The 19247-nt window shown below is 70.4% G+C and carries 18 protein-coding genes; 8 read left to right on the forward strand and 10 right to left on the reverse strand.

Going from position 1 to position 19247, the window contains the following annotated elements:
* Window positions 1-28: 28 nt before the first annotated feature.
* On the forward strand, window positions 29-826 hold the full coding sequence (locus ACQF4J_RS34655) for an HAD family acid phosphatase (protein ID WP_427167592.1): 798 nt from the start codon (window positions 29-31) through the stop codon (window positions 824-826).
* On the opposite strand, the gene ACQF4J_RS34660 is transcribed toward ACQF4J_RS34655, so the two are convergent.
* The 3 genes from ACQF4J_RS34660 to ACQF4J_RS34670 form a co-directional block, all read right to left on the reverse strand.
* The gene (locus tag ACQF4J_RS34660; RefSeq protein WP_427167593.1) at window positions 819-3020 is read right to left on the reverse strand and encodes a family 43 glycosylhydrolase; all 2202 of its coding nucleotides are present in this window, start codon (window positions 3018-3020) and stop codon (window positions 819-821) included. The genes ACQF4J_RS34655 and ACQF4J_RS34660 overlap by 8 nt on opposite strands.
* Before the next feature lie 342 nt (window positions 3021-3362).
* Window positions 3363-4214: a hypothetical protein gene (locus tag ACQF4J_RS34665; RefSeq protein ID WP_351569559.1), complete on the reverse strand. Its 852-nt coding sequence runs from the start codon at window positions 4212-4214 to the stop codon at window positions 3363-3365.
* A complete protein-coding gene (locus ACQF4J_RS34670; protein WP_427167594.1) occupies window positions 4211-4777 on the reverse strand; it encodes a SigE family RNA polymerase sigma factor in 567 nt (188 codons plus the stop codon). The genes ACQF4J_RS34665 and ACQF4J_RS34670 overlap by 4 nt, the downstream gene beginning before the upstream one ends.
* A 231-nt stretch (window positions 4778-5008) precedes the next feature.
* Between ACQF4J_RS34670 and ACQF4J_RS34675 the strand changes: the two genes are divergently transcribed.
* A complete protein-coding gene (locus ACQF4J_RS34675) occupies window positions 5009-6469 on the forward strand; it encodes an NCS2 family permease (protein ID WP_351798468.1) in 1461 nt (486 codons plus the stop codon).
* Between the two features lie 93 nt (window positions 6470-6562).
* On the opposite strand, the gene ACQF4J_RS34680 is transcribed toward ACQF4J_RS34675, so the two are convergent.
* The 3 genes from ACQF4J_RS34680 to ACQF4J_RS34690 all read right to left on the reverse strand — a co-directional run bounded on the left by ACQF4J_RS34680 (window position 6563) and on the right by ACQF4J_RS34690 (window position 9348).
* The gene (locus ACQF4J_RS34680; RefSeq protein WP_427167595.1) at window positions 6563-8011 is read right to left on the reverse strand and encodes a peptidoglycan D,D-transpeptidase FtsI family protein; all 1449 of its coding nucleotides are present in this window, start codon (window positions 8009-8011) and stop codon (window positions 6563-6565) included.
* Window positions 8012-8085: 74 nt separating this feature from the next.
* On the reverse strand, window positions 8086-8556 hold the full coding sequence (locus ACQF4J_RS34685; RefSeq protein WP_351569570.1) for a GNAT family N-acetyltransferase: 471 nt from the start codon (window positions 8554-8556) through the stop codon (window positions 8086-8088).
* Between the two features lie 18 nt (window positions 8557-8574).
* Complete coding sequence (locus ACQF4J_RS34690) at window positions 8575-9348, reverse strand: IclR family transcriptional regulator (RefSeq protein WP_249836852.1); 774 nt, start codon at window positions 9346-9348, stop codon at window positions 8575-8577.
* Window positions 9349-9478: 130 nt separating this feature from the next.
* Between ACQF4J_RS34690 and ACQF4J_RS34695 the strand changes: the two genes are divergently transcribed.
* Together ACQF4J_RS34695 and ACQF4J_RS34700 are read left to right on the forward strand one after the other, a co-directional pair.
* Window positions 9479-11008, forward strand: coding sequence for an aldehyde dehydrogenase (NADP(+)) (locus ACQF4J_RS34695; protein WP_351798463.1), 1530 nt, complete (start codon window positions 9479-9481; stop codon window positions 11006-11008).
* 26 nt (window positions 11009-11034) lie between these two features.
* Entirely contained in the window at window positions 11035-11643 is a 609-nt protein-coding gene (locus ACQF4J_RS34700) for a DUF1349 domain-containing protein (protein WP_351569576.1), read from the forward strand.
* Window positions 11644-11664: 21 nt separating this feature from the next.
* On the opposite strand, the gene ACQF4J_RS34705 is transcribed toward ACQF4J_RS34700, so the two are convergent.
* A complete protein-coding gene (locus ACQF4J_RS34705; RefSeq protein WP_427167598.1) occupies window positions 11665-13038 on the reverse strand; it encodes an MFS transporter in 1374 nt (457 codons plus the stop codon).
* A gap of 70 nt (window positions 13039-13108) precedes the next feature.
* Between ACQF4J_RS34705 and ACQF4J_RS34710 the strand changes: the two genes are divergently transcribed.
* From ACQF4J_RS34710 to ACQF4J_RS34725, 4 genes are all read left to right on the forward strand, one after another.
* A complete protein-coding gene (locus tag ACQF4J_RS34710; RefSeq protein ID WP_351569582.1) occupies window positions 13109-14104 on the forward strand; it encodes a GlxA family transcriptional regulator in 996 nt (331 codons plus the stop codon).
* A complete protein-coding gene (locus tag ACQF4J_RS34715; protein WP_351569585.1) occupies window positions 14101-14604 on the forward strand; it encodes a GNAT family N-acetyltransferase in 504 nt (167 codons plus the stop codon). The genes ACQF4J_RS34710 and ACQF4J_RS34715 overlap by 4 nt, the downstream gene beginning before the upstream one ends.
* Before the next feature lie 68 nt (window positions 14605-14672).
* Window positions 14673-15389 (forward strand): DsbA family oxidoreductase, encoded by a 717-nt coding sequence (locus tag ACQF4J_RS34720; RefSeq protein ID WP_351798455.1) that lies wholly within the window; start codon window positions 14673-14675, stop codon window positions 15387-15389.
* 95 nt (window positions 15390-15484) lie between these two features.
* Window positions 15485-16537, forward strand: coding sequence for an aminotransferase class V-fold PLP-dependent enzyme (locus ACQF4J_RS34725; protein ID WP_351569591.1), 1053 nt, complete (start codon window positions 15485-15487; stop codon window positions 16535-16537).
* A 74-nt stretch (window positions 16538-16611) separates the two neighbouring features.
* Here the strand turns inward: ACQF4J_RS34725 and thpD are convergent, their stop codons facing one another.
* From thpD to ectB, 3 genes are read right to left on the reverse strand one after another with little or no spacing between them, the layout of a single operon-like run.
* Entirely contained in the window at window positions 16612-17499 is an 888-nt protein-coding gene (gene thpD / locus ACQF4J_RS34730) for an ectoine hydroxylase (protein WP_351569594.1), read from the reverse strand.
* A 7-nt stretch (window positions 17500-17506) separates the two neighbouring features.
* The gene (locus tag ACQF4J_RS34735) at window positions 17507-17911 is read right to left on the reverse strand and encodes an ectoine synthase (protein ID WP_200700469.1); all 405 of its coding nucleotides are present in this window, start codon (window positions 17909-17911) and stop codon (window positions 17507-17509) included.
* Between the two features lie 32 nt (window positions 17912-17943).
* The gene (ectB, locus tag ACQF4J_RS34740) at window positions 17944-19215 is read right to left on the reverse strand and encodes a diaminobutyrate--2-oxoglutarate transaminase (RefSeq protein WP_427167599.1); all 1272 of its coding nucleotides are present in this window, start codon (window positions 19213-19215) and stop codon (window positions 17944-17946) included.
* Between the last annotated feature and the right edge of the window lie 32 nt (window positions 19216-19247).

The following is a 19247-nucleotide window of genomic DNA, read 5'->3' on the forward strand; positions in this document are numbered from 1 at the left end:
ACGGGGGTGACGCGCGTAGAAACCTGTCATGCATAAGCCACTGCGTATCGCGGCGATCGCCGCAGCGTGTGCCCTCTCCGGCGGCGCCCTCTACGGCGCCGGTGCGGCGACGGCCGGACAGTCCACGGCCAACTCCACCCACGAGCCCTACAACATCGGGCTCCTGGTGAAGGACATCGACACCTACTACGGCACCACGGCGGACGCCAACGGCGTGTACCAGGCGTCCCCGGACAGCCCGTACGCCCAGGACCTGGCGCACGTCGATGCCGCCGCCCACAAGTACATCGACCAGGCGGCCCGCAAGGCCCACCACCGCGGCGAGAAGCCGGCCGTCGTCTTCGACATCGACGACACGCTGCTGCTCAGCCTCGACTACGAGAAGCGCTACAACTACACGTACAACTCGACCACTTGGGCCGACTACGTGAACAAGGCGGACCGCCCGGGCGTCTTCGGCAGCGCCGAGCTGGTCCGCTACGCCGAGTCCAAGGGCGTCGAGGTCTTCTACAACTCCGGTCTGAGCGAGGCCCAGCGCTCCGCCGCCGTCGAGAACCTGAAGAAGATCGGCGCCGATGTGAACCTCGACGCCGACCACATGTTCCTCAAGGACAAGGCCAACCCGCCGGCCTACCTGTCCTCCTGCGCCACGCCCGGCACCTGGACCTGCACGACCGTGCAGTACAAGTCCGGTACGCGCGAGCACATCGAGGACGACCTCGGCTACGACATCGTCGCCAACTTCGGCGACCAGTACTCGGACCTGGACGGCGGTCACGCCGACCGCACGTACAAGCTGCCGAACCCGACGTACTTCGTCAGCTAGTCCGTACGGGCCTGATCGACTCCAGGGTCGGCACGACCGGCTGAAGGGTACCGTCCGCGGCGAACCACAGCCGGTCGACGGTCGTCTCCCGGTGCATGCCGTCACCGCCGGGCCTTCCCGGACCGTCGAGGGCGAACCGGTGGTAGACGATGTACCAGTCGTCGGTGCCGGGCACGTTCACCACGGAGTGGTGGCCGGTGCCCACGATCCCGTGGTCGGGACGCTTCGACAGGATCGTCCCCCGCTCGGTCCACGGGCCGAGCGGGGAGGGTCCCGTCGCATAGGCGACGTGGTAGTTTTCGCTGCGGGTGTCGTCCTCGGACCACATGAAGTAGTACGTGCCCTTGCGCTTGACCACGAAGGACCCCTCGCGGAAGCCGGCCGGGGTGATGTCCTTCACCTTCGCCGGGTCGTACGACGTCATGTCGTCGTTCAGCGGGACCACGTACCCGTGCCCGTTGCCCCAGTAGAGATACGACGTCCCGTCGTCGTCCGTGAAGACGGCCGGGTCGATCATCTGGCCCCCCAGTGAACCGCCCTTCGCCACAAGGGGTTTGCCGAGCGCGTCCTTGAACGGGCCGGCCGGGGAGTCGGCTACCGCTACGCCGATCTGCTGCTCGGCGCAGAAGTAGAGGTAGTACTTGCCGTCGCGCTCGGCGATCGCGGGCGCCCACGCGTACTTGTCCGCCCAGGAGACGTCGGGGCCGAGGTTCAGGACGACGCCGTGGTCCTTCCAGTGGACCAGGTCGCGTGACGAGTACGCCTTGAAACTGGTGCTGCCCCAGCCCTGGTTGCCGTCCGTCGTCGGATAGATCCAGTACCGGCCGTCCAGGTAGGCCACGTCCGGGTCGGCGTTGAGGCCGGGCAGGATCGGGCTGCGGGTGCGGACGGCCTCGACCGTCCAGGTGCGGCGCGTGCCGTCGGCGGCGGTCACGGTGTACGTCTGCGGGGTGCGCAAGTCGCGGTGCGTACCGGACTCGGGAGTGATGGTCGCGCCCTGGGCGACGGCGATCCTCGGCGCGAGGTGCGCGAGGTCGGCGTCGGGCTCCATGGGCAGGACGACCTTCGACGCGCTGTCGGTGACGACGGCGTACCCCCTCTGGCCCTTCGCCGTGGCGTCCATGACCGAGGTGGGGGTGCTCGGGTAGGCGGCCAGCAGCCGGTCGTACTCCGCCTGCGTCACCGGCATGACCGTGCCGTGCCTCGGACTCGCCGGCAGCTGGTAGTCCTTCGACATCGTCCACTTGCCCGAGTCGAGGTCGGTGGTCTCGAACGGGACGTAGCCGCGCTCGCCGTACTCGTCGATGAACAGGTACCACTTCTTCTCGGTGTTGGACCGGAAGACCGTCGGCCCCTCGCCGCGGGCGATCGAGCCGCTGCCGATGCAGTCGGAGACGAAGTCGTACGTGGCCGACGTCAGGCTCGTCGACTTCTCCGCGGTGATGAACTTCGAGCAGGGGGAGTCGGAGGACGGGTTCCGCTCGTCCTTGGTGTAGCGGTAGTACGTGCCCTTGTACTTGATCACCGTCGAGTCGATCACCGAGTAGCCCGGGTCGTCCCAGACCTTCGGCGCGCTGAAGGTGCGGAAGTCCCTGGTGGTCGCGTACATCATGCGGTTGTACTGGTCGCCGGTGTGTTCGGGGTCGTCGTCGGCGTACAGCTTCGACGCCCAGAAGACGACGTACTCGCCGAGTGAGTCGTCCCAGTAGGCCTCCGGCGCCCAGGTGTTGCCCGCGTTGCCGGGGGCCACCTGCACCAGCCGCTGGTCGGTCCAGTGGACCAGGTCGGTGGACTCCCAGATCATGATCGACTTGCTGCCGTGCCGCTGGACCTGGTCCCAGCTGCCGCTGCTGTTCTTGTACATCCGCAGGTCGGTGGCGATCAGGTAGAACTTGTCGCCCTCGGGGGAGCGGATGACGAACGGGTCGCGCAGACCCTTCTCGCCGATCGTCGAGGTCAGGACGGGCTTGCCCTGGTTCAACTCACGCCAGTGCAGCGGGTCGTCGCCCCGGCTGAGGGCGTAACGGATCTGTTCGCCGTCGGCGGCGCCCTCGCCCGTGAAGTAGGCGAAGAGATAGCCGGCGTACCTGGGGTGTTTCACGGGCGGGGCTCCTGAGTGGGCGGTACCGGGCGGTGCGGCGAACAGGCCGAGGAGGAGGGCGAGGCAGACGACGAGCACGGCTCTGGGGCGCATCGGCGATCCTGTCGGAGTGTGGGGGTTTCTGTTGGGTGTTGCGCGCCCTTGGAGTGTTCCGAGTGCGAAACAGCACGTCAACAGGGAAGGGCGGGACAGGACGCCGACGAAACTTTCGGTGAACCGGCCCCCGGACGGACGAACGCCCCGCCGGTCGTCACCGGCGGGGCGTTCCTGTCGCCGACGAGGGGGGCTCTGTCGGCTGCTGCTGACCGAGGGGGGCTCAGGTCAGCAGGTCCCTTGGGGACGTCATACCGTCGGACGTCCGTCTTCACGCATTACTAGGGACGTCTGATCCCAAGGTGAGGTTGTGTCACGGCGGGAAACCGTGACGCGAGGGCGTCACGATTCGCCCCCGCCGCTCGTGTGTGCCGCGAAGTCGCCGCCCACCGCGCGCTGTTCGCCGTCCGCCGTCGCCCGGGCCGTGTAGCCGTCGTCCTTGGCGTCCCGGCCGCCGCGCTCGTGGTTGTACTGACCGGCGAACACCCACTCGCCCTTGGGGACCGTACGGCCCGCCTTGAGCGTCCAGGTGTACACCAGGTAGCCGTTCCGCTCGCCGACGGTGAGATCGAAGTCCTGTTCCGGCAGCGAGCGCCAGGCGCCCGTGTTGCTCACTCCACCGGTCTGCGCGATCTTCAACTGCACGGTGAGGGCCGTGAGTTGGGTGCTTGTCCTGAGGGTGATGTTGCTCTGCGCCCAGAAGTCGTTGCTGTGCGGGTCCACCGCGCCGTCCGACCACAGCGGGCCGTCGCTCCCGCCGCCGGCGGACGGCAGCACGGTGACGGAGGCGGAGGGCTTCGTCGGAGACGGGGTGCCGCTCGGCCGATGGGTGCCCGGCGTTCGGCTCGGGGCCGGTTCCACCGGCGGTACGGGCGCCCGGCTCGTCGCGTCCGGCGACGGCGTGGGCGTCGGGGACACCGCGACCGTCTGCTGCTGCGGGGGAGTGTCGTCCTTCACCGCGGACGCCACCGCGTACCCGCCGACCGCGAGCATGCCCGCGACCGCCGTCGTGGCGCCCACCACGCGCACCCAGCCCCACACCGGCGGCCGCGTCGCCCGGTGCCCGGCACGGTCGGCCTCGGGGCTCATGCCCCGTTCGATCCTGGCCAGCATGCGGGCCCGGTCCGGCTTGTGCGCCTCGGCCGCCTCGTGCAGCCGGGCGCGCAGCTCGTCGTGCACGTCCTGCTGCCTCATCGCGCCGTTCCTCCGGTCTCGCTGCCGCGCGCCATCGCCGCGTGCACCTTCTGTGGGCCGCCCCGGGAGTCGAGGATCTTCTGCAGTTCGGCCATCCCCTTGGACGTCTGGGACTTCACCGTACCCACGGAAACACCCAGGGCGAGCGCGGTGTCCTTCTCCGACAGGTCGAACGCGTGCCGGAGCACCACGCACGCCCGTTTCCGGAACGGCAGCCTGCGCAGGGCCTCCTGGACGTCGACGACGCCCGCTATGTCGGGGTTCTCCGTCCTCTCCTCGTGCTGCGACCAGAACAGCGACACGCGCCGGCGTTCGCGGACGGCGCTGCGGACGCGGGTGCGGGCGAGATTGGCGACGACTCCGCGGGCGTAGGCGACCGGGTGGTCCGCGGCGCGTACCCGGTCCCAGCGGTGCCACAGGGCGAGCAGTGCGTCAGCCGCCAGGTCGTCGGCGGCTTCCGCCTCGCCGGTCAGCAGGTGGGCGAGACGGGAGAGTTCGGCGTAGTGCCGCTCGAAGAAGGCATGGAACTCCACGGAGGCTGCGTCGTCGACGACAGTGCCCACGGGCGACCTCTCTGTGCGTGTCATGTGACTGACATGTGATCATCCGGCGTGCCCGGGTCGAGATCCGGAAGCGTAGCAGCGATCGACCAACCGCTCTCGTACGGGTCTTCGAACACGGTGTGACGGGTCGGTCGATTCCGTAACACGGAGAAAACCTGAAACGCGTTCGACGCGGGAACAATCCAGCCAGCATCCGCACCCGTCCGATCAGGTACCGAGGAGCACCCGCCCATGTCCGACACGAAGGACCCCCAGCAGGCCGCCGGCCGGCCAACCACCGCGCCACCAGCGGCGAACGGCGTCGACCGGTTCTTCCGGATCTCCGAGCGGGGATCCGGCTTCGGCCGGGAGATACGCGGCGGCTTCGCCACGTTCTTCACCATGGCCTACATCCTTGTCCTGAATCCCATCATCCTCGGCAGCGCGAAGGACAAGTTCGGCCATCAGCTCGACACCGGCCAACTCGTCACCGCCACCGCTCTGGTGGCCTGCGTGATGACGATCATCATGGGCGTCGGCGGCAACCTCCCGCTCGCCATCGCGGCGGGCCTCGGCCTCAACGCCGTCGTGGCCTTCCAGTTGGCTCCGCTCATGAGCTGGCCCGACGCGATGGGTCTGGTCGTCCTCGAAGGCATCCTGATCTGCGTCCTGGTCCTCACCGGGCTCCGGGAAGCGATCATGAACGCGATCCCGCATCAGCTGAAGCAGGCCATCGGCGTCGGTATCGGCCTGTTCATCGCCTTCATCGGCTTCGTCGACGCCGGGTTCGTCAGCCGGATCCCGGACGCCGCGAACACCACCGTGCCGGTGCAGCTGGGCGCCGTCGGGCGGCTCACCGGCTGGCCCGTGCTGGTCTTCTGTCTCGGTGTGCTGCTCACCATCGCGCTGCTCGCGCGCAAGGTGAAGGGCGCGATCCTGATCAGCATCGTCACCATGACGGTCGTCGCGATCGTCATCAACGCCATCGCCGACGTCAAGAGCTGGGGCCTGACCACCCCGAAGCTGCCCGACAAGATCGTCGCCGCCCCCGACTTCGGGCTGATCGGCCACTTCAGCCTCTTCGGCGGCTTCGCGAAGGCCGGCATCCTCACCGCCGTACTGCTGGTCTTCACCCTGATCCTGTCGGACTTCTTCGACGCCATGGGCACCATCGTCGGCATCAGCGCGGAGGCCGGACTGCTGGACGACAGGGGGCAGGTGCCGGGGATCGGGCGCGTGCTGTTCATCGACGGCGCGGCGGCCGTGGCCGGCGGCCTGGGCTCGGCGTCCTCCAACACCGCCTACATCGAGTCGGCGGCCGGCGTCGGCGAGGGGGCGCGCACCGGGTTCGCGAACCTGATCACCGGCGGCCTGTTCGGACTGGCGCTCTTCCTCACGCCGCTGCTGACCATCGTTCCGCTGCAGGCCGCGGCGCCCGCGCTGATCGCGGTCGGCTTCCTGATGATGACCCACGTCAAGCACATCGACTGGGACCGGTACGAGATCGCCATCCCTGCGTTCCTGACCATCGCCGTGATGCCCTTCACCTACTCCATCACCGACGGCATCGGCGCGGGCTTCCTCGCCTACGTCCTCATCAAGGCCGTGCTGGGCAAGGTGCGGGACGTGCACTGGCTGCTGTGGGGCGTGTCGGCACTGTTCCTGGTGTACTTCGCGATCGATCCGGTGGAGCAGGTCCTCGGGGTGAAGTGAGGGACGCTGCGCGGCCAGGTGCGACTCCGTCGTGGCTGGCCGCGCCCGCGCGGCGGAGCCGCATATCAGCACAGCCCCGCGCCCCTGGGCGCTTCAGTCAAGGGCCGCCTTCATCATCGCCCTGGCCACCGGGGCGGCCAGACCGTTACCGCTCACCTCCGAGCGCGCCGCGTTCGACTGTTCGACCACGACGGCGACGGCGACCTCCTTGCCGCCGGCCTTGCCGTAGGACGTGAACCAGGCGTACGGCGTCTGGCTGTTGTTCTCGCCGTGCTGGGCCGTGCCCGTCTTGCCGCCGACCGTCACGCCGGAGATCTGCGCGTTGGTGCCGGTGCCCTTCTCCACGACCGTCTGCATGGCCGACTGCAGCTGCTCGGCGGTCGAGGAGCTGACGATCTCCTTGGTGCCCGCGTCGTCGTCGTAGTTCTTCAGCACGTCGCCGCCGCCGTCGGTGATCTGCGAGACCATGTGCGGCGAGACCAGCTTGCCGCCGTTGGCGATCGCGGCGGACACCATCGCCATCTGCAGCGGGGTCGCGGTGACGTCGTACTGGCCGATGCCGGTCAGGGCGGTGGAGGACTCGTTCATGTCGGAGGGGTAGACGCTGGTGTACGCCCGCACCGGCACGTCCTGGCTGTCGTCGTCGAAGCCGAACTTCTCGGCCATCGCCCGCACCTTGTCCTGGCCCAGCTTCACGGCCATCTTGGCGAAGACGTTGTTGCAGGAGTACTCCAGCGCGGTGCGGATCGAGGCGTTCTCGCACGGCGCGTTCGGGTTCTCGTTGGACAGCTTGCGGGTGGTGCCCGGCAGTGTGTACGGGTCGGGGCTGTCGGTCCTCTGGTCCACGGACGAGTACAGGCCGTCCTCCAGCGCGGCCGCCGCCACGACCAGCTTGAACGTCGAACCCGGCGGCAGCGGCTGGCGCAGCGCACGGTTGGTCAGCGGCTTGTCCGGGTCGGCGTTGAGCTTCTTCCAGGCCGTCCCCGCCGTGTTGGCGTCCGTCAGGGACGTCGGGTCGTACGACGGCGTGGAGACGACCGCGAGGATCTTCCCCGTCTTCGGGTCGATCGCGACGGCCGCGCCCTTCTTGGCACCGAGCGCGTCGTACGCCGCCTTCTGCACGTCCGGGTCGATCGTCGTGACCACGTCGCCCGGCTGGGCGCGCTTGTCGGTGACCGTGTCCATCACGGTCTTCAGACGGTTGTCCGTGCCGTTGAGCAGGTCCTGGTAGATGCCCTCCAGCTGGGTGGGGGCGTACGCCTGCGAGGCGTAGCCCGTCACCGCCGCGTACAGCTCGCCGTCCTTGTAGGTGCGCTTGTACGCCAGGTCGCCGCTCTTCGTCCGTGCCGAACCGGTGACCGAGTGTCCGGCCACGATGATGTTGCCGAGCGGCTCCGCGTACGTCTCGATCACGTTGCGCCGGTTGTACTTGTCGTCCGCTAGGGCCCTGCCGTCGTAGTACTGCACCCAGGTCGCCCTGACCAGCAGGGCGAACACGAGCAGCAGCACGAAGACGGAGGTCCGCCTGATCGTCTTGTTCATCGCGGTCGTGAAGACGAGCGGGAAGGGGTGGAGCGTTCCCTTCCCGCCGATTTCTCATCGGGCGCTCATGAACCTCACGCCTCCAGCGTGAGCACGACCTCGTCGATCTCCTCGCCCCGCGCGTTCGCGAACCCCGTGGCCCGCGCCGTCAGCCGGAACCCGCACTTCTCCAGCACCCGCCGTGAGGCGGCGTTGTCCGCCGCGGCCCGCGCGTACATCGGCCGCTCCGGCACCTCGGCCAGCAGCGCCCGCAGCGCGGCCGTGGCCACGCCCCGCCCCCAGTACGCCCGGTCCACCCAGTAGGTGACCTCGCGCTCACCCGGATCCCCGTACACCGCCGCGCTGCCCACCACGTCCCCGTCCAGCAGGACCGTGCGCAGCACGGCCCCGCCGGCCCGGATCCGTTTCCAGTGGGCGTCGAAGGCGTCCCGGTCGGCGGGATCCTTCGGGGTGAAGGCGGCCATGTACAGGGCCTCGGGGTCGTTCATCTGCCGAAAGAAGACGGGCAGATCACTGTCGTGCACTTCGCGCAGTACGACGTCCATGAGCCAAGAGGCTAGGGGTCACAGCCGCCGGGTTGCCAGGGTGAGGCGGTCGCGGGCGTCGAACAGGGCGTCCTTGACCAGCTGTTCGTGTGCCGGTGTCAGCCGGGCCACCGGCACCGAGCAGCTGATCGCGTCGCGCGCGGGCGTGCGGTAGGGGATGGCGACGCCGAAGCAGCGCAGGCCCAGCGTGTTCTCCTCGCGGTCGACCGCGAAGCCCTGCTCGCGCACCTGGTGCAGCTCCTCGATGAGCTTCTCCCGGTCGGTGATCGTGTTCTCGGTCAGGGCGGGGAGCGTCTCGGGGAGCATCTTGCGGACCTGCTCGTCGGAGTAGGTGGCGAGGATCGCCTTGCCGAGCGAGGTCGAGTGCGCCGGGAGGCGGCGGCCGACGCGGGTGAAGGGGCGCAGGTAGTGCTGGGACTGCCGGGTGGCGAGGTACACGACGTTCGTGCCGTCCAGCCGCGCCAGGTGGATGGTCTCGGTGGTGTCGTCCGAGAGGCGGTCCAGCGTCGGGCGGGCCGCGGCGACCACCTCGTCGCCGTCGATGTAGGAGGTGCCCACCAGCAGCGCCCGCACCCCGATGCCGTACCGCGTGCCCGTCGCGTCGGTCTCCACCCAGCCCAGCTCCACCAGCGTGCGCAGCAGCATGTAGAGGCTGGACTTGGGATATCCGACGGCCTCCTGGACCGATGCGAGGGAGTGCATGCCGGGGCTGCCGGCGAAGTACTCGAGCAATTCAACGGTTCGCACCGCGGACTTGACCTGCGCCCCGCCGCCTGTCTCGGCTGCCGACATCGCCCTTGACCCCTTCGTTGGACGAGAAACCGAAGTTATAGTCTCCAACAGCATATTCATCATCAGAGACAGCGTTCAGTATATCGAACGACCCTGGTGAATGACCCTGATACACCTGGAGGGATCCGCGGTGGCAGCAGCACCAGTCTGGAGTGTCGACCCCCGAACCGGGAAGCAGCGTGAACAGGTTGCGGTGGAGGCCACAGCCCAGGAGGTCGACGCCACCGTGCGCGCCGCCCACGCGGCACGCGCCTCCCTCGCCGACCGCGCCGTCCGCGCGGCCTTCCTGCGCACCGCCGCGGAGCAGTTGGAGGCGGCCAGGGACGGGCTGGTCGAGACCGCCGACGCCGAGACCGCGCTCGGCCCGGTCCGGCTCACCGGCGAGCTCGCCCGCACCTGCTTCCAGCTGCGGGCCTTCGCCGACATCGTCGACGAGGGCGCCTTCCTCGACGTGATCATCAACCACCCCGACGACACCGCGACGCCCCCGATCCCGGACCTGCGCCGCTACAAGGTGCCGCTCGGCGTGGTGGCCGTCTACTCGGCCTCCAACTTCCCGTTCGCCTTCTCCGTCGCCGGCGGCGACACCGCGAGCGCGCTCGGCGCGGGCTGCCCGGTCGTCGTCAAGGCCCACCCCGACCACCCGGCCCTGTCCGAGCTGGTCGCCAAGGTGCTGCGCCGGGCGGCCGCCGCGCACGGCATCCCCGAGGGCGTCGTCGGCCTGGTGCACGGCTTCGAGGCGGGCATCGAGCTGGTCAGGCACCCGCTGGTCTCGGCGGCCGGTTTCACCGGCTCGGTCAAGGGCGGCCGCGCCCTGTTCGACGCCGCGGCCGCGCGGCCGGTGCCGATCCCCTTCCACGGCGAACTGGGCTCGCTGAACCCCGTCGTCGTCACGGAGGCCGCGGCCGCCGAGCGCGCGGAGGCCATCGGCGCGGGCCTGGCCGGTTCCATGACCCTGGGCGTCGGGCAGTTCTGCGTGAAGCCCGGCCTGGTGCTGGCCCCGGCGAGCGCGGCGGGCGACCGCTTCCTGAAGTCGCTGACCGACGCCGTGAGCGACACCGACGCCGGGGTGCTCCTCGACCACCGCATGCGCGACAACTTCATTGCCGGGGTCGCCGAGCGCGCCGGGCTGCCGGACGTGGAGTCGCCGGTGACGCCCGGGTCGGGCGGCGAGCACACGGTGAGCGCGGGCTTCCTGACCGTCGCGGCCGACAAGCTGACCGAGGAGGGCGCCTACGACCTGCTCCTGGAGGAGTGCTTCGGCCCGGTGACGGTCGTCGTCCGCTACGACGACGACGCCCAGGTCCGGACCGTGCTCTCGCGGCTGCCCGGCAACCTCACGGCGACGGTCCACCTGTCGGCCGAGGAGGCCGCGGGCGAGGGGCGCGGCGCGGAGATCCTGGCGGAGCTGACGCCGCTGGCCGGCCGCGTGCTGGTCAACGGCTGGCCGACGGGCGTCGCCGTGGCGCCGGCGCAGCACCACGGCGGCCCGTACCCGGCGACGACGTCGACCTCGACGTCCGTCGGCGGTACGGCCATCGAGCGGTGGATGCGGCCGGTGGTGTACCAGGGGGCGCCCGAGGCGCTGCTTCCCCCCGAGCTGCGGGACGACAACCCGCTCGGTCTGCCGCGTCGTTACAACGGCCGACTGGAACGGTGAGCGGGCCCACCTGACACAATCGCCGGATGGACGTCGAACTTCCCGAACTCCCCTTCGCCCTGCGCACATACGGGCCCGAGGGCAACTGGTCCTACGAGGACGGTGTGCTCACCGGCTGGGCCGGACCCCGGCAGGACCGGTTCGTGCCGCCCACCGGGGAGGCGCTGCAACCCGCCTCCGACGCCCCGCGGCTGCTGGGCTGGCCCGAGGGTGACTTCCAGCTGATCGCCCGCGTGACGGTCGGCTTCGCGGGGGCGTTCGACGCGGGGGTCCTCTACGTCCATGTCGGCGAGCGGGCCTGGGCCAAGCTGTGCCTGGAGTACTCCCCGGACGTGCCCACCGTCTGCACGGTGGTCACCCGGGGCCACTCCGACGACGCCAACTCCTTCACCGTCGACGGCAGTTCGGTGTGGCTGCGGATCAGCCGCACCGGCCGCGCCTTCGCCTTCCACGCCTCCCGCGACGGCGAGCGCTGGACCTTCGTCCGCCTGTTCACCCTGGGCGGGGAGAAGGAGACGGACGCGGCCCTGGTCGGCTTCATGACCCAGTCCCCGATGGGCGAGGGCTGCGTGGTCACCTACGACCACATAGAGTTCCGCCCCCACTGGCCGGCGGACCTGAGGGACGGCACCTGACAACGCCCTTTCCCCTCACACTCACCGCAACCGCGAGGTAGCCGCCCCCGTCAGCACGAGCGCCCCCGCACTGATCAGCAACGCAACCCGCATCCCCGCCGCGAACCCACTCCCCACCAGCGACCCGAACACCGCGATCCCCAACCCCCCGGCCACCTGCCGGGCGGCGTTCAGCATCCCCGCCGCGAGCCCCGCCCGCTCCACCGGCACCGCGTCCATCATCGCCGCCGTCAGCGGCGGCACCGTCAGCGCGCACCCCAGTGCCAGCGGCACGAGCAGCACGGCCGTGACAACGGACGAGGTGCCGGCGTCGACGTACAGCAGGGCGAGCAGCCCCGCGACGGCGAGCGCCTGCCCCACCAGCATCGGCACCCTCGCCGCGTACCGCCCCGCGAGCTTGCCCGCGATCACGTTGGTCACCGCGATCAGGCCGGTCATGGGCAGGAACGCCAGCCCGGCCCGCAGTGCGGACAGCCCCTGTACCTGCTGGAAGAAGAGCGAGAAGACGAACACCACGCTGTAGAAGGCGACGCTGACCGCCGACCCCGCCGCGACCGCCACGGCCACCGTCCGCTCGCGGAACAGGCCGAGCGGGACCACCGGGTGCGGGCTGCGCGCCTCGATCCGGAGGAACGCGACGCCCGCGAGCAGCGCCACCGCGAGGGCCGCCAGGCCCGCGGTGCCCCCTTCGATCACCGCGAAGGTCACACCCGTGAGCGCCACCACCGCCGTGGCCTGCCCCGGCAGGTCCAGCGGGGCCGGCCGGCGCTCGGAGCGCGGGGCCCGGACGAGCAGCGCCAGGATCAGCGCACCCACCGGCAGGTTGACGAAGAAGATCCCGCGCCAGTCCCACGCCGTGGTCAGCAGGCCGCCCATCACCGGTCCCAGCGCCACCGCCGCCGAACCGCCCGCGGCCCACGTCGCCACCGCCCGGGCCCGCCGCGCCGGCTCGGGGAACGCCTGCCGCACCAGCGCCAGCGAGGCGGGCAGCACCACCGCGGCCGCCATGCCCTGCACCACCCGGGCGCCGATCAGGGCCGGCAGGTTCGGCGCCAGGCCGCAGGCCATGGAGGCGAGCGTGAAGACGCCGGTCCCCAGCGCGAACGCGCGGCTCGCTCCAGAGCGGTCCGCGAAGGCCCCGGTGGACAGCATCAGCGCGGCGAAGGGCAGGGTGTAGGCGTCGACCACCCATTGGGAGCCGGCCATCCCGCCGCCGAGGGAGGAGCCGATCGCGGGCAGGGCCACGTTGACCACGGACGCGTCGAGGCAGATCAGCGCGAAGCCGAGAAGGGCGGCGGTGAGGGTGAGCGAGGGTGAGGACTTCCTGGCCTCTGTCGTCAACTCGCCCACGGCGAGGGCGAGTTCGTCGCCCTCGAGGGTTCGGTTCGTCGTCATGTGTCCATGCTCCGGATCTTCGGCGTCGTACAGTAGTGGCCTGAACGACAGGGAACCGGAGGTTCTGGCCATGCCCCAGCCGCTCGCCCCGCACCGCATCGCCGTGATCGCGCCCTCGCCCGTGTCGATGTTCAACCTCGCCATCCCCGAGATGCTGTTCGGCAAGGTCGAGGTGGACGGGCGGCCCGGCTACGAGGTGATCATCTGCGCCGCCGAGCCGGGCCCGGTGCCCACGAGCGGTGGGCTCGACCTGTACGTCCGCCGCGGCCTCGACGCCACCCGGGAGGCGGACACGGTGGTCGTCGCCGGCACCGGCGCGCCGTACGAGCCGGACCCGCGGATCGTGGCGGCCGTCAAGGAGGCGGCCGCCGACGGCAAACGTGTCGCCTCCCTGTGCACCGGCGCCTTCCAGCTCGCCGAGGCGGGCCTTTTGACGGGCCGCAGGGCGACGACGTACTGGGCGCACGCCGAGGAACTGCGCAGGCGCTACCCGCAGGTCGACCTCCAGGGCGACGTCCTCTACGTCCAGGACGGCCCGTACGTCACCTCCTCCGGCTACGCCGCCGGCATCGACCTGTGCCTGCACGTCATCCGCACCGACTACGGCGCCGCCGTCGCCAACGAGGTCGCCCGTCGCGCCCTCGTCGCGCCCGTACGGCCCGGCGGCCAGACGCAGTTCACGCACACCCCGCTGCCTCCGGAGCGCGGCAACGCCTGTGCCGACACCCGGGGCTGGGCCATGCGCAACCTCGACAAGCCCCTCACCCTCACCGACCTGGCCCGGCACGCGGGCGTCTCGGTACGGACCCTCACCCGCCGCTTCCATGCCGAGAGCGGCGTCAGCCCGCTGCAATGGCTGCTCCACCAGCGCATCGAGCGCGCCAAGGAGCTGCTGGAGACCACCACCCTTGCCATGGACCAGGTGGCCCGCGCCAGCGGCCTGGGGACCGCCGACTCGCTGCGCGCCCACGTCGTCCGCCGCACCGGTCTGACGCCGAGCGCGTACCGGACGCAGTTCAGCCGCCTGGGAACCGTGCCTTCCGCGGACACGTCCTCCGCTGCATGATCAGTGACCGAGTCATGGGCACCCGGGTGATCCGCACGGTGCTGCCCGCCGAGACCGAGGCCGTCACCGCCCTGCACGCGCGCGCCCGGGCGACCTACTACCCGGACGGCGTCCCCGAGGACGGCACCGACTGGCTCGCCGCCTGGCACGGAGCCATCACGCGGCCGGACGGTCAGGTGCTGTGCCTCGTCGAGCAGGGCCGCATCGTCGCCGTCGCCTCCTTCCGCACCCCGCCGGACGCCTCCTCGGAAACGGTCAAGCTGTACCAGTTCCACGTCGACCCCGACGCCTGGCGCCGTGGCGTCGGTACGGCCCTGCACGCCGCCTGTGCCGAACAGTGGCAGGCCGACGGCAGGCGCGTCGCCGTCCTCGACGTGCACGTCGACAACCACCGTGCCCAGGCCTTCTACGCCCGCCAGGGCTGGGTCGCGGACCCCGGGCACCCGCCGGCCGAGGGGGACCACCACCTGTTCCTGCGGTACGCGGTGACAGGGGAATGATCCCGGCTGCTTGAATGTTCACCCACTCGGCGGAGGTGCCCTCCGTACCCGTACGAGCTGGAGAGAACATGAAGGTCGAGATCTGGTCGGACATAGCGTGCCCCTGGTGCTACGTGGGCAAGGCGCGCTTCGAGAAGGCGCTCGCCGCCTTCCCGCACCGCGACCGGGTCGAGGTGGTGCACCGCTCCTTCGAACTGGACCCGGGCCGCGCCAAGGGCGACGTCCAGCCGGTGATCACCATGCTCACCAAGAAGTACGGCATGAGCGAGGCCCAGGCACAGGCCGGCGAGGAGAACCTGGGCGCCCAGGCCGCGGCCGAGGGTCTGGAGTACCGCACCCGGGACCGCGACCACGGCAACACCTTCGACATGCACCGCCTGCTGCACCTCGCCAAGGAGCGGGGCCGGCAGGACGAGCTGATCCAGGTCCTGTACCAGGCGAACTTCGCCGAGGAGCGCTCCGTGTTCTCCGAGGGCGACGAGCGGCTGGTCGAACTCGCCGTCGCCGCCGGGCTGGAGGCCGAGGACGCCCGCAAGGTCCTCGCCGACCCCACCGCCTACGCCGACGACGTCCGCGCCGACGAGCGCGAAGCCGCCGAGCTCGGCGCCAACGGCGTCCCCTTCTTCGTCCTCGACCGCAAGTACGGCGTCTCCGGCGCCCAGCCCGCCGAGGTCTTCGCCCAGGCGCTGACCCAGGCCTGGGGCGAGCGCCCCCCGTTGCAGCTGCTCGACCAGGGCGACGCGGACGCCTGCGGCCCCGACGGATGCGCGGTACCGCAGCACTGAAGACGCAGGTCGGGGCCCATCCATAAGCACTGCTTAGGGAAACCACGCAGAAATCGGCAATGGACTATGAGTTCCCCGGGGCCCAGAGTGGACCCATGGAGACCTTCGAGAGCCTCGTCCGCGCCGAGTTCGCCCCGGAGAGCACCTACCTCAACACCGCCAGCAACAGCCTGCTGCCCGCCCGCACCGTGACCGCCCTGCACCGGGCGGCGCTGCTGCGGGCCGAGGGCCGCCCGCTGACCCCGCTGCACGAGGACGTGGAGGCCTGCCGGGCCGGCTACGCCCGGCTCGCGGGTGTCCCCGCCACCCGGGTGGCGGTGGGCGCCTCCGTCGCCGCGCACACCGGTGTGATCGCCGCCTCGCTGCCGGCCGGTGCCGAGGTCCTCACCGCCGAGGGCGACTTCACCTCCGTACTCAACCCCTTCCACGTCCGCGGCGACCTCAAGGTCCGCTCGGTGCCGCTGGAGGGGATCGCGGAGGCCGTGCGCCCCGGCACCGCGCTGGTCGCCGTCAGCGCCGCGCAGTCCGCGGACGGGCGCGTCGCCGACCTGCCCGCCCTGCGCGAGGCCGCCCGCGCCCACGGAGCGCGTACCTACGTCGACTTCTCGCAGGCCGCCGGCTGGCTGCCGATGGACGCGGACGCCCACGACTTCAGCGCCACCGTCTCCTTCAAGTGGCTGCTCGGCCCGCACGGCGCGGCCTTCCTCGTCGTACCGGAGGACTTCGGCGGGCTGACCCCGGTGCTCGCCGGCTGGGTCGCGGGCGAGCGGCCGTGGGAGAGCTGTTACGGCCCGGTCGCCGAACTCGCCCACTCCGCACGGCGGTTCGACCTCACCCCGGCCCTCTTCACCTTCGCCGGACTGCGCCGCTCGCTCGAGCTGATCGAGGAACTCGGCGTGGCCGCCGTCCACGCGCACGACGTGGCCCTCGCCGACCGGTTCCGCGACGGGCTCGCGAGCCTCGGGCACGAGCCCGTCCCCGCGCCGGGCTCGGCGATCGTCTCGGTCCCCGGACTCGGCGGCCGCCAGCCCGCGCTGAGCCGGGCCGGCATCGAGGTGTCCGACCGCGCCGGCCATCTGCGCGCCTCCTTCCACCTCTACAACACGGCCGCGGACGTGGACCGCCTGCTGGACGCGCTGTCCGCCTGAGGAACGCCGACGGACACGACCGGGCCGGGGCCTCCCGTCCCACGTGGAGGCCCCGGCCCGGTGCTTTCAGCGGGTCACTTCACCGCAGTGAAGTCCCGGGCCCCGATGAACTCCGGGCGCCGGATGGGTGCCGCGAACGGCTCCACCGCCTTGTTCTCCACGCTGTTGAAGACGATGAAGACGTTGCTGCGCGGGAACGGCGTGATGTTGTCGCCGGAGCCGTGCATGCAGTTGCAGTCGAACCAGGTCGCCGAACCGGCCCTGCCCGTGAAGAGCTTGATGCCGTACTCGCCCGCCATCTTGGTCAGCGCCTCGTCCGAGGGCGTGCCCGCGTCCTGCATCTGCAGCGACTTCTTGTAGTTGTCCTCGGGCGTGGCGCCGGCGCAGCCCAGGAACGTCCGGTGCGAGCCGGGCATGATCATCAGCCCGCCGTTGGTGTCGTAGTTCTCGGTCAGCGCGATCGAGACGGACACCGTCCGCATGTTCGGCAGACCGTCCTCGGCGTGCCAGGTCTCGAAGTCCGAGTGCCAGTAGAACCCGCTGGCCCCGAAACCGGGCTTGACGTTGATCCGCGACTGGTGGACGTACACGTCCGAGCCGAGGATCTGCCGGGCCCGGCCGACGACCCGCTCGTCGCGCACCAGCTTCGCGAACACCTCGCTGATCCGGTGCACCTCGAAGACCGAGCGGATCTCCTTGGACTTCGGCTCGACGATCGACCGCTCGTCGGCCCGGATCTCCGGGTCGGTGACGAGCCGCTCCAACTCACGCTGGTAGACGCCCACTTCGTCCGGGGCGATGAGCTGGTCGACGGCGAGGAAGCCGTCCCGCTCGAACGACTGCAGATCGCCGGACGAGATCGGACCCGGTGTGTCGGGGGCGCCCCACACGACGGGGTCCTGGCGCGGGATCGACACCTCGGTGGTGCCGCGGGTGGGGTAGAGATCGGTGACGGTGGTCATGGGGTTCTCACACCTCCTCGGGTTCGGTGAGCAGCGGGTAGACGCCGTTCTCGTCGTGGTCCTCCCGGCCGGTGACGGGCGGGTTGAAGACACAGATGCAGTGGAAGTCCTCCTTGACCTTGAGCGTGTGCCGCTCGTGGCCGTTGAGGAGGTACATGGTGCCGGGCGTGATGTGGTAGGTCTGCCCGGTCTCGCGGTCGGTCAGCTCGGCGTCGCCCCGGGTGCAGACGACGGCCTCGATGTGGTTGGCGTACCACATGTGGGTCTCCGTGCCCGCGTAGAGGATGGTCTCGTGCACCGAGAAGCCGACCCTCTCCTTGGCCAGGACGATGCGCTTGCTCTCCCAGGTGCCGGACGCGGATTTCACATGCCGGTCGGTGCCTTCGATCTCCTTGAACGAACGGACGATCACTGTGCTGCACTTCTCCTTTTTCGGCGGGTTTCTCAGTGGGTCTCGCGTACGGACCGGGCGAGGACGCTCAGCCCCTCGTCGAGCTCGTCGGCCGTGACCGTCAGGGCCGGGAGCAGCTTGACGACCTCGCTCTCCGGGCCCGACGTCTCGATGAGCAGGCCGAGTTCGAAGGCGCGCCGCGCGACCCGGTTCGCGCGCTCCTTGTCGTGGAACTCCATGCCCCACACGAGCCCGCGGCCGCGGTACTCCTTGAGGTCGGCGCGGTTCTCCTCGGTGATGGCGGCCAGGGCCCGCTCCACCTGCTCGCCGCGCGTGCGGGTCTGCTTCTCCATCGCCGAGCCGTCCGCCCAGTACGCCTCCAGCGCGGCGGTGGCCGTGACGAAGGCCGGGTTGTTGCCGCGGAAGGTGCCGTTGTGCTCGCCCGGCTCCCAGATGTCCAGCTCCGGCTTGAACAGGCACAACGACATGGGCAGTCCGTAGCCGCTGATGGACTTGGAGACGGTCACGATGTCGGGCGTGATGCCGGCCTCCTCGAAGGAGAAGAACGCACCGGTGCGGCCGCAGCCCATCTGGATGTCGTCGACGATGAGCAGCATGTCCTGCCGCTCGCACAGGTCGGCGAGCGCGCGCAGCCACTCGGGGCGGGCCACGTTGATGCCGCCCTCGCCCTGCACGGTCTCCACGATCACCGCGGCGGGCTTGTTCAGACCGGAGCCCTGGTCCTCCAGCAGCCGCTCGAACCACAGGAAGTCCGGGACCTTGCCCTCGAAGTAGTTGTCGAACGGCATGGGCGTGCCGTGGACCAGCGGGATGCCGGCGCCGGCCCGCTTGAAGGCGTTGCCGGTGACGGCGAGGGAGCCGAGCGACATGCCGTGGAAGGCGTTGGTGAACGACACGATGGCCTCGCGCCCCTTCACCTTACGGGCGAGTTTCAGCGCCGACTCGACGGCGTTGGTGCCCGTGGGACCGGGGAACATGACCTTGTACGGCAGGTCGCGCGGGCGCAGCACCAGGTCCTGGAAGGTCTGCAGGAAGGACCGCTTGGCGGTGGTCGACATGTCGAGCCCGTGCGTGACGCCGTCCCGCTCCAGGTAGTCGATCAACGCCCGTTTCAGGACCGGGTTGTTGTGGCCGTAGTTGAGCGAACCGGCGCCGGCGAAGAAGTCCAGGTACTCGTGGCCGTCCTCGTCGTACATACGGCTGCCGTGCGCACGGTCGAAGACGGTGGGCCAGCCGCGGCAGTAGCTGCGCACCTCGGACTCGAGGGTCTCGAAGACGCTGAGGTCGGGCTGGGTGATGGTCACGACGAATCGCTCCTCGTTGCGTGGGGGAGTGC

It is taken from the genome of Streptomyces sp. C1-1, assembly GCF_050214755.1.
GTDB lineage: Bacteria > Actinomycetota > Actinomycetes > Streptomycetales > Streptomycetaceae > Streptomyces.